Below are 9,712 nucleotides of genomic sequence, written 5' to 3' on the forward strand. Positions count from 1 at the left end.
CGCCGCCGCCGACCGCCGCCCCACCCAAAGCGACCAGCACCTCACCCAGGCGATTGCCGCCATCCGCGAGAGTTTTGAAGAGCTGGGCGTATTGCTGGCGCGCCATGCAGAAGGCCCCCGCCAAGGGCAGATGGCCGATGCGCAGGACATTGCCGCCATCGACCGCCACCAGCCGTTTGCCGCACAGTGCGCCGCACGCGGACTGCGCCTGGCGGCCGATGGGGTGTACCTGCTGGCCCACTGGACGGCCGACCGTGACCTGGCGCGCCGCTTTGAAGTGCCCTTTCTGGTGGCCCGCATGCCCGAGGGCCAAGAGCCCGTGGCCGACGAGGCAGAGCAGTTCGAGCCCGTGTGGGTGCGCCCTGCCGACGCGCTGGCGCGGCACGAGGCGGGGCAGTTCTTCATGATCTTCCCGACCATCCGCACGCTGCAGCGCCTGGCACAATTTTCTAGCACCCAGGCGGTGCTGGACGCCGTGGCGCACGAGCAGCCCCTGTGGGTCAGCTGCCCGCGCGCCGGCCTGCTGGCAGGCAAGGAAGCGCGCTACATGGAGGACGAAATGCCGTTTGGCGAGCTGGCGCTGGTCTGCCCCGACGGGCAGATCGTGCACCCACTGGACTGGCAGACTGAGCGCCCCGTGCCGCTGCTGCGCAACGTGATGCGCCTGACCGCCCCCAACCCCGGCGTGATGACCGGCCCTGGCACCAATAGCTATCTGGTGGGCGACCCGGCCACGGGCTTCATCGCCATCGACCCTGGCCCGGCCGACGCCGAGCACCTGGACAAGCTCTGGCGTGCAGCGGGGGGCGACATCCGCATGATTGTGTGCACCCACTCGCACGCCGACCATTCTCCCGGCGCGGCGCCGCTGCAGGCGATGTGTGTGCAGGCCGGCAAGGCGCGCCCGCCCGTTCTGGGCCTGCCGTCGGCCCCCACGGCCCGCGCGGCCAGCCAGTTCACTCCCGACCGGGCGCTACAAAATAATGAGCTACTCGTGCTTGAGGGACTAGCACCTGAAGGCAAAATCACCCATACCCTGCAGGTCATCCACACCCCAGGCCATGCGGCCAACCACCTGTGCCTGCTGCTGGTGGAAGACGCGCTGCTGTTCAGTGGTGACCACATCCTGAACGGCAGCACCACGGTGATCGACCCGCCGGACGGCAACATGGCCGACTACCTGGATTCGCTGGACCGGCTGGATGCCGTGTGCGCCGAGCACAGCGTGGAGTTCATCCTGCCCGCGCATGGCTACGTGCTGGGGGGCCCGGTCCTCGGTGCCCGCAATGCCATCGCCAAGCTCAGGGCCCACCGCCTGGCGCGCGAGGCCAAGGTGCTGGCCGCCATGCAGGCGCTGCCCCAGGGCAGCATGGACGACTGGGTGCGCCACGCGTACGACGACGTACCGCAGCGCATGTGGCCCGTGGCCCAGCGCTCGCTGCTGGCGCATGTGGAGCGCATTCGCTCGCTGCAACCCGGCAACAACTGAGCCACAAGAACACCAAGACCGCCTTCATTCAATGACCGACAAGAACCCTGACCCCACCCACATCCGCCTGGCCAAACGCGTGGCCGAACAGCTGAGCTGCTCGCGCAGCACGGCCGAGCAATTCATCGAGGGCGGCTTTGTGAGCGTGGACGGCCAGATCGAGGAAGCCCCCGGCGCGCGCGTGCGCCCCGATCAGGCCGTGACGGTTGCACCCGATGCCAGCCTGCTGGAGCTGACCCCAGTGACCTTGCTGCTGCACAAGCCCGCAGGGTTTGAAGCCGGCCTGGGCCTGCCGGGCGCCCCCACCGGGCAGGCGGCCCACGCCAGCCGCAGTCAGGGTGCGCAACAGGCGCTCACGCTGCTCAGCGCGGCGTCCCACCTGCCGGAAGACGCCTCGGGCATCCGCGTGCTGCAGCGCCACTTCAAGCAGCTCGAATGCTTCACCCCGCTACCCACCGAGGCCAGCGGCCTCGTGGTGTACACGCAAGACAAGCGCATCGCGCGCAAGCTGGCCGAAGACATCGAGTCGCTAGAGCAAGAGTGCATCGTCGAGGTCAAGGGCGACATCGCGCCCAATGGCCTGCAGCGCCTGTGCCATGGCCTCACGTTCAATGGCCGCCCCCTGCCCCCCATCAAGGTGAGCTGGCAGAACGAAACCAAGCTGCGCTTTGCGCTCAAGGGCATCCGCCCGGGCCAGATCCCGGCCATGTGCGAGGCGGTGGGCCTGACGGTGGTGGGCATGAAGCGCATCCGCATCGGCCGCGTGCCGCTGGCCAAGGTGCCCGAGGGGCAGTGGCGCTACCTGCAGCCTTGGGAGAAGTTCTAAGGCAACGCTGAATAAGTCCCCGCAGTGGCGCGCGCCCTGATTTGGGATGGGATGCAAGGCGCAAACCACAGCGATAGCCGTAGCTATCGCGAGGATTTGCAACGCGGCAGACCGCCCAAAGCAGGGGTGCGCGGTGCGCGAGGACTTGTTCAGCGTTGCCCTAAGGGCTTGCGGGCCCAGCCGCACCCTGCCGATGCGCACCGGACAAGTCAAGCACATATGCTCCTGAAAACATAGCTACCAGCGCTTTTACAACAAGCGCTTCAAGCCCTTTTCATTTGAATTCCTTCGATCCGCACCGCTGCTACACTGCGCAGCACTCTGGAGGGAGTTCATGAACACAAACCAATCGTCTGGTGGCGCTGCGGGGCCGATGTCCACCTTCATGCCGATGAATATCGACGCCCACCCGCTCGAGTTCACGGGTAGCGGGGGCGAGTATTTCCGGGTCTGGATCGTCAACGTGCTGCTGTCCATCGTCACGCTGGGCATCTACACCCCCTGGGCGCGCCGCCGCACCGCCCAGTATTTCTACAGCCACACGCTGGTGGCCGGCAGCCCCCTCGAATTCACCGCGCAGCAACGCAAGATGGTGATGGGCTTTGTGCTGCTGATGCTGCTGACCATTGCCTACAACCTGGCCGCCAACACCGGGCAGGACACGGCGGTGGGCCTGTTCCTGCTGGCGGGCGCGGCGCTGGCGCCCTTCATCTGGGCCAGCGCCATGCGGTTTCGCCTGGGGGCCACGCGGTGGCGCGGGCTGCGACTGCAGTTCACTGCCAGCTGGAAAGAGGTCTACATCGCCAGCTGGCCTGTGTTTGCGCTGGCGCTGGTGTGGTTTGGCGTGTTTTATGGTCTGCAGCTGCTGTCGCCCGACCTGGCCCAGGCGCTGGAGGCCATCGAAGAAGAGGGCAAGAAACAACCCATGCCCCGCTTCACGCCCGCCATGGGCGGCTTGGTACTGCTGGGCCTGGTGCTGTCGGTGCTGTGCGTGATCCGCACCGAATACAACTTCAAGAGCCTCTTGGTGCTCAAGGCCCAGGTGGGTGCCGAGCGAGGCCGCTGGAAGCCGGTGTACATGGACTTCGTCAAGGTGTGGATGGCCACCGTGGCTGTGTTCATCCTGTGCGTGGTGGGGTTCTCGGCGCTGATCGGCATCCTCGCAGGCAGCTCCATCGCCCTGGTGGCCAGCCAGAGCGATCGCCTGGGCCTGTGGATGTTTGTGGTGATCATCGTGTCCATCATCGCGGGCATCTTTATGCTGATCCTGGCGTCGGCACCGGCCCGCGCATACCGCGAGGCACGCATGTTCCAGCTGATGTGGAACAACATCGGCGTGAGCCACGTGGCCCGCTTCAAGTGCCACCTCAAGAGCGGCCGCTACGTGTGGCTGCGCATCAAGAACATGCTGCTTACCCTTCTGACGTTGGGGCTGTACCGCCCGTTTGCGCTGGTCAGCGAATACCGCATGAAGTGCGAGTCCGTCACCCTGCACGTCAAGGGCGGCGTGGAGCAGGTGACCGGTGCCATGGTGCGCCAGCAGCAGGGGGGCCTGGGCGATGCCCTGGCGGATGCGGCTGGCCTCGACCTTATCGGTTGAACATGTCAGCATCTGCGCACCCAGCCCTCGTCCCCGGGCGCTGGTTCGATGGCCAGAGCAGCAAGGCCCGGCCCGTGGTGGTGAGCCTGCGACCCACGCCGCAAGGCCCCTCCTTGGTGCTGCACCCGCTCTCGCAGCCCGGGCCCGAGCCTGTGGTCTTTGCCTGGAAACAGGTGGGCTGGCCCGAGGCCTGGAACGAGCGCAAACCCCAGCCCCGCGTGGTGGTGGATCTGCGCGACCACGGCAGCGTCGAGATCGACGCCGTGGCCGAGTGGCGCGCTGCCCTGGCAGCAGCGGGCGAGCGCCCCGGCATCGCACAACGCATGCAGACCCGCTGGCCCGTGCTGCTGGGCGTGACGGCCGCCGCCGTCATTGGCCTCACGCTGTTCTACCGCTACGGCACACCCTGGGCGACCACGCAGCTCACGCGGTTTGTGCCCATCAGCTGGGAGACCAGCGTGGCCGAGAACGTGCTCCAGCAGATGGACAACGGCACCCTGAAGCCCAGCAAGCTGCCTTCGGCGCGACAAGACCAGCTCAAGGCGCGTTTTGATGTCCTGGTGCAGCAAACGCCCCCTGGCCTGCAGCGTTACTCCGGCTACCGGCCGCCTTTGTCCCTGGAGTTCCGATCCGGCATGGGTGCCAATGCCTTTGCGCTGCCCGGCGGCAAGATCGTGATGACCGACGGCATCGTGAAGGCAGCGGCCGACAAGGGCCTAGACGACAACGCCTTGGTGGGCGTGCTGGCCCACGAGGTCGGCCACGTGGTGCAGCGCCACACCACGCGCATGGTGGTGCAGCAGGGCGTGCTCAACATGGGCCTGGGGCTGGCACTGGGCGATGTGTCCGGCATCGTTTCTACGGGTGCATCCTTGCTGACCGGCCTGGCCTACAGCCGCAGCCATGAGCGCGAGGCCGACTGCTACGCCATCGCCGTCATGCGCCACGCCGCACTGCCCACAGCGCCCATGGGCCAGCTGCTGCTGGCGATTGCGCGCGATGAGGACAACGAAGAGGCCCAGAAAAAAGACCGGGGCAAGGGCCCGACCACCTCGGCATCGGCGCCCTCCTCCGGGGCCAGCACACCCGATGCAGCGCGCCAGCGCAAGGTGGCTCAGGAGATCGGCTCGCACCCTGTCTGGTCGCTGCTGAGCAGCCACCCCGACACGGTGGAGCGTGCGACAGAGCTGGAACGGGGGCAAGCACCCCATTGCGCAAAAAACTGAACACAGCCGCGCCACAGGGGCGGCGTGCTCACCACACGACCCTTGGCGAGTCGGGGTGGAAATAAAGTGTGAAGCACGCCGATAAGCCGGATTCTGTGCACCACGGTTGCCCGCAGTGTGACCGCCATTAATCTGGGCCGGGTGTCGCCACCACGGCTCGGTGCTACCTACCCGCCAGCTCTGCGGAACCACATCAACGCTGGCCTACTTGGTATTGCTGCGCGTAGAGATTGCCCGTTTCACCCCCGGTGGTTTGCCTTGCGGCACTCCCCCGGGACTCGTCTCTGTTGCTCTGATCCTCACCTCACGGTGGGCAGCCGTTAGCTGCTACGCTGTCCTGTGCAGTCCGGACGTTCCTCCAGTGCCTGGTTTCCCAGATTGCACCAGCGGCGGTCTGGCGTGCTTCACGGGTGGGATTATCGCCCAGTGGCCGCGACGCGATCCCAGTCCAGACCAAAGCGCACAAGATACTTGCGCAGCCGGTCCGCGTCATTGACCACCGAGCGCTGCGTGCGCGAGGCCTGGAACAGCAGGCGCCCCGCGTCCGACAAAGTGCGCGATTGGCGGCAGACCTGCAGCACCGCCGCCAGTTGGAGCTGGTCGAAGAGGTCCATGGATTCCACCGCCTCGGCGCCCAGCAGGGCCGCGAGTTCGTCGCGTCCCACCGTCCCTGTTGCAGATGCCAGCCCGCTGCGCGCATCGCTGGCGGGCTGCCACAGCCAGCGCAGGCGGGCGATCTCGGCCTCGACCAGGGGCAGGCCGATGCGACCGCTGTCAGCCAGCGTGACACGCCTGGCCACGCTGGCCGAGAGGTCGCGAAAGTTGCCGTTCCACAACGCTTCGGGCGACTGGGCATAGCGCAGGTAGGCGGCGCGTGCTTCGTTGGAAAAGCGCACGCTGCGTCCCAGTTCCGTGCCCGCACGCACCAGCAGGTGCTCCACGTTGGGCTCGATGTCTTCGGGTCGCTGGGCCAGGCCCGGCAGCACATAGCTCCAGAGGTTGATACGCGCAAACAGGTCCTCGCGAAATCGCCCTGCCGCCACCTCGGTGCGCAGGTCACGGTTGGTGCCAGCCACGAGCTGGAAGTCACTCTCCACCTCGCGGTCGCTGCCCAGGGGGTAGAAACGCTTTTCTTCCACGGCCTTGAGCAGCATGGCCTGCTCGTCCAGGCCCAGCTCGCCAATCTCGTCGAGGAACAACACACCCTTGTGCGCCGTGCGCAGCAGGCCCGCGCGGTCGGCCGCCGCGCCGGTGAACGAACCTTTCTTGTGGCCGAACAGGGTGGACGCGGCGCCATCACCATGCAACGTGGCGCAGTTCACTTCCACAAATTCGCCCTCCACCTGGTGGCGCGCTTTCTTCAGTTCGTACATGCGCCGCGCCAGGTGCGACTTGCCCGCGCCCGTGGGCCCGGTGAACAGGATGGGCGCACGCGAGCGCACCGCCACCCGCTCCACCTCGTCGATCAGCGCGTTGAAGCGCGCATTGCGCGTGGCGATACCGCTTTTGAGGAACTGGACCGCGTCCTGCTGCTCGGCGCCAAAGCGCTGCGCAATCACGTCGTAGCGTGAGAGGTCCAGGTCGATCAGCGTGTAGCTGCCCGGGTCGCCGATGCGCTGGCGCTTGGGGGGCGAGGTTTGCACCAGCACACCCGGAATGCGGCGCGACTCCACCAGCAGGAACAGGCAGATCTGCGCAACGTGCGTGCCGGTGGTGATGTGGGTCCAGTACTCCTCGCGTTCGGTGTCGAAGCGGTAGGCCTGCGTCCAGTCGTACAGCTGGGCATAGACCTCGCCAAAGTCCCACGGATCGGCGATGGGCAGCGGCACCAGGTTCACCGTGGTTTCGGGCGAGGCGGTGGCCATGTCCGCGCGCACCTGCTGGGCCAGCTCGCGGTGCGGCGGGGTGTAGAGCAGCTCCAGCCGTTCGATCACCACGTCCTCATGCTGCACCAGGGACACGGTGGGGCGCCATTTCTCCCACCGGCCAGCGCCCTTGCCAGAGTCCAGCTGAGTGCCCAGGAACCCGATGACCACCTTGTCTTTTCGCAAATTTTTATCTATTTAACTAGCTTTCATTCTAGTTATCTTGATATCCAAGCGCCCAATCAATTTCACCCAACAGGAAATACCCCCTTACAAATCAACAACTTGCGCACACCTAACGACTTGCATTGCAAGCTGGCACACATCTGGCAATAGAAGAGGCATCCAGCGCAAGCGGTGACCGCTCACAGGTCGGGGTTAGGACAAATGTTCGCCCCACCGGTGCCGGGCGTCCGGGGCCTTCGGGTTCTGTTGATGTTCTGCATGCCGCACATCGCCAACGCTGGGTAGCGGCACGGTCGTGGTGACCACTCCGAAAGGAAGTGTCTGGTTCGACTCCAGACGTGCCACCACTGGTAGCTCAGTCTGGTAGAGCCCCGCCGCAAGGCGGTTGTCGCAGGTTCGATTCCTGCCCACGGTCGCAAGACCTTGATTGGAAGTACCGGTCGAAAGACCACCCGCCGAACGCGGGGAGAGGCCCCGAGGTTGCGCTGCAACCGCAAGGGACTCACCCCGTCAGCCGGTGGCGGTTTGTGCCAGCACCCGGCACAGCCCGCGCCCGCAGCCAGCCGCGCTGCCGCCCTTCCCGCTGGGGATGGGGGCAGCCACCACGGCGCACTGCACGGCCCAGGCTGCGCCCCCTGGCACCCCGCCATCGCTGTAACGGCAACCCGATACGACAACGAAGAAGAGAGAGGAAAAAGAGATGCTGATAAAGATGTTCCAACGCGCCACCGTCAAGAAGAACGAACGCGCCCTGCTGCTGCGCAACGGCAGCTTTGACCGCGTGCTGCGCAGCGGCACCTACTGGCTGTTTGCGGGTACCGACCAGTTGCGCGTGGAGACCTTCGCCCTGGAGCAACCCGCCTTCACCCACGGCCTGGCCGAGTACCTGATGGCGCAGGAGCCCGCCGTGGTTGCGGCCGAGTTTGTGCAGGTGAGCCTGTCGGAAACCGAAGTGGGCCTGCGCAGTGAAAACGGTGTGCTGGTCGAAATCTTGCCCCCTGGCACCCGCCGTCTTTATTGGAAAGGCTTGGTGGATGTGAGCGTGCAGGTGGTGGACCTACAAGCGGGCGCCGAACTGCCTGCCGCACTGGTGGCGCGATTGACGCAAACCCAGCTGCGCCAGCGCAGCGTGACCGGATTGGCCGGTGTGCTGCAGGTGCAGGTGCCCGAGGGCCAGTGCGGCCTGCTGACGGTGGACGGCAAGGTGGAACGCCTGCTCACGGCTGGCACCTACGCCTTCTGGAAATATGGCCGCACTGTGGCCGTGGAGCTGGTGGACCTGCGCCTGCAAGCCGTGGAGGTGTCAGGCCAGGACATCATGACCCGTGACAAGGTAAGCCTGCGCCTGAACCTGTGCGCCACCTACCGCTACACCGATGTGCTGCGCGCTTTTGCCCAATTGCAAAAGCCTGCCGACCACCTGTACCGCGAGCTGCAGTTTGCGCTGCGCGCCGCCGTGGGCACCCGCACGCTCGATGAGCTGCTGGAGAACAAGACGGTGATCGACGACGTGGTGACCGCACACATGGCCGCCAAGCTGTTGCCCTATGGCATGCAGCTGGAAAGCGTGGGCGTGAAGGACATCGTGCTGCCGGGCGAGATGAAAACCATCCTGACCCAGGTGGTGCAAGCCCAGAAGCAGGCCGAGGCCAACGTGATCCGCCGCCGCGAGGAAACCGCCGCCACGCGCTCGCTGCTCAACACCGCCAAGGTGATGGAGGACAACCCCGTCGCCCTGCGCATGAAGGAGCTGGAGACGCTCGAACGTGTGGCCGAGCGGATCGACAAGATCTCCGTCTTCGGCGGCCTGGACCAGGTGCTGAATGGGCTGGTGAGGATGAGATGAAAGAACACTATGAAAAAGCAATCAACCCCCAGGGGTACGCCGCTGGAAGTCGCCACACAGGCGGTCTACCAGGCCTTTGCACGCTACGACGCACCGCATGGCCTGCTGGACGTTTGTACCGCCTGCTGCATGGATGCTGAGCTGGAGCGCGAAATGCGACGCCTGCCGCTGCGCCAACTGACGGAGAAGCACTTCTACGAGTACAACGACTCGGCCAAGAGCCAGGTACAGCCCGCGGATGAAATCAAATACCTGGCTCCACGGCTGCTGGAACTGCTCGCCGAAGGTGCCCGGCTGCACCACTCCACCGAGCTGTACCTGGACCGGTTGGGTCGGTGCGAGGCCGGATCGTTTTCAACGGCCGAACAATCTGCGCTGCAAGGCTTTGCGCTGGCGTACTTTGCACAGGGGTTGGAGGAGTGGCCTGCAGCCAGCGATGCATTGTTTCAGGGCGATAACGCGTTCTCCATCTTGCTCATGTGGTCCTATGCCCGAGTGCCGCTGGAGCCCCTGCTGCAACACTGGCTGGACTGCGAAAGCGACGTATCGACCCTGAACTTTGTGGACGCGTGCTATTGGGACTATGTGTGGAATGCCAACCAGATGGGCAATGCGTTTGCCACGGATGAGGTCGAATACAAACGCACCATGGAGGAATGGCTGAACAGGCCCGC

General features: G+C 65.5%; 7 protein-coding genes, 1 tRNA gene and 1 other RNA gene. 7 read left to right on the forward strand and 2 right to left on the reverse strand.

From position 1 onward, the window contains the following. The 4 genes from DBR23_RS02110 to DBR23_RS02125 form a co-directional block, all read left to right on the forward strand. A partial coding sequence (locus DBR23_RS02110; RefSeq protein ID WP_108497157.1) for an MBL fold metallo-hydrolase occupies window positions 1-1,489 on the forward strand: 1,489 nt, incomplete at its 5' end. A gap of 31 nt (window positions 1,490-1,520) precedes the next feature. After that, a complete protein-coding gene (locus DBR23_RS02115; RefSeq protein WP_108497158.1) occupies window positions 1,521-2,315 on the forward strand; it encodes an rRNA pseudouridine synthase in 795 nt (264 codons plus the stop codon). A gap of 334 nt (window positions 2,316-2,649) precedes the next feature. Beyond that, the gene (locus DBR23_RS02120) at window positions 2,650-3,915 is read left to right on the forward strand and encodes a YjgN family protein (protein ID WP_233250231.1); all 1,266 of its coding nucleotides are present in this window, start codon (window positions 2,650-2,652) and stop codon (window positions 3,913-3,915) included. A gap of 2 nt (window positions 3,916-3,917) precedes the next feature. After that, window positions 3,918-5,141: a M48 family metallopeptidase gene (locus tag DBR23_RS02125; protein WP_108497160.1), complete on the forward strand. Its 1,224-nt coding sequence runs from the start codon at window positions 3,918-3,920 to the stop codon at window positions 5,139-5,141. 66 nt (window positions 5,142-5,207) lie between these two features. Here the strand turns inward: DBR23_RS02125 and rnpB are convergent. Together rnpB and rtcR are read right to left on the reverse strand one after the other, a co-directional pair. Next, window positions 5,208-5,547, reverse strand: an RNA gene (gene rnpB / locus DBR23_RS02130) — RNase P RNA component class A. Window positions 5,548-5,557: 10 nt separating this feature from the next. Continuing rightward, a complete protein-coding gene (rtcR, locus tag DBR23_RS02135) occupies window positions 5,558-7,192 on the reverse strand; it encodes an RNA repair transcriptional activator RtcR (RefSeq protein ID WP_108497161.1) in 1,635 nt (544 codons plus the stop codon). 343 nt (window positions 7,193-7,535) lie between these two features. On the opposite strand from rtcR, the gene DBR23_RS02140 reads away from it, so the two are divergent. From DBR23_RS02140 to DBR23_RS02150, 3 genes are all read left to right on the forward strand, one after another. Next, window positions 7,536-7,608 (forward strand) — tRNA-OTHER (locus DBR23_RS02140). Window positions 7,609-7,904: 296 nt separating this feature from the next. Further along, window positions 7,905-9,038, forward strand: coding sequence for a slipin family protein (locus DBR23_RS02145; RefSeq protein ID WP_199227611.1), 1,134 nt, complete (start codon window positions 7,905-7,907; stop codon window positions 9,036-9,038). Window positions 9,039-9,047: 9 nt separating this feature from the next. Continuing rightward, on the forward strand, window positions 9,048-9,712 hold a 665-nt coding region (locus DBR23_RS02150; protein ID WP_108497162.1), incomplete at its 3' end, for a hypothetical protein.

Origin of the sequence: Acidovorax sp. HMWF018, from assembly GCF_003061035.1 — a bacterium.
GTDB classification, from domain to species: Bacteria; Pseudomonadota; Gammaproteobacteria; order Burkholderiales; family Burkholderiaceae_C; genus Acidovorax; species Acidovorax delafieldii.

What these genes read in the sequence shown, in the direction of transcription:
- DBR23_RS02125 (WP_108497160.1), top strand. Translation starts at nt 3,918, where the DNA reads ATGTCAGCATCTGCGCACCCAGCCCTCGTCCCCGGGCGCTGGTTCGAT.
- DBR23_RS02145 (WP_199227611.1), top strand. Translation starts at nt 7,905, where the DNA reads ATGTTCCAACGCGCCACCGTCAAGAAGAACGAACGCGCCCTGCTGCTG.
- DBR23_RS02115 (WP_108497158.1), top strand. Translation starts at nt 1,521, where the DNA reads ATGACCGACAAGAACCCTGACCCCACCCACATCCGCCTGGCCAAACGC.
- DBR23_RS02120 (WP_233250231.1), top strand. Translation starts at nt 2,650, where the DNA reads ATGAACACAAACCAATCGTCTGGTGGCGCTGCGGGGCCGATGTCCACC.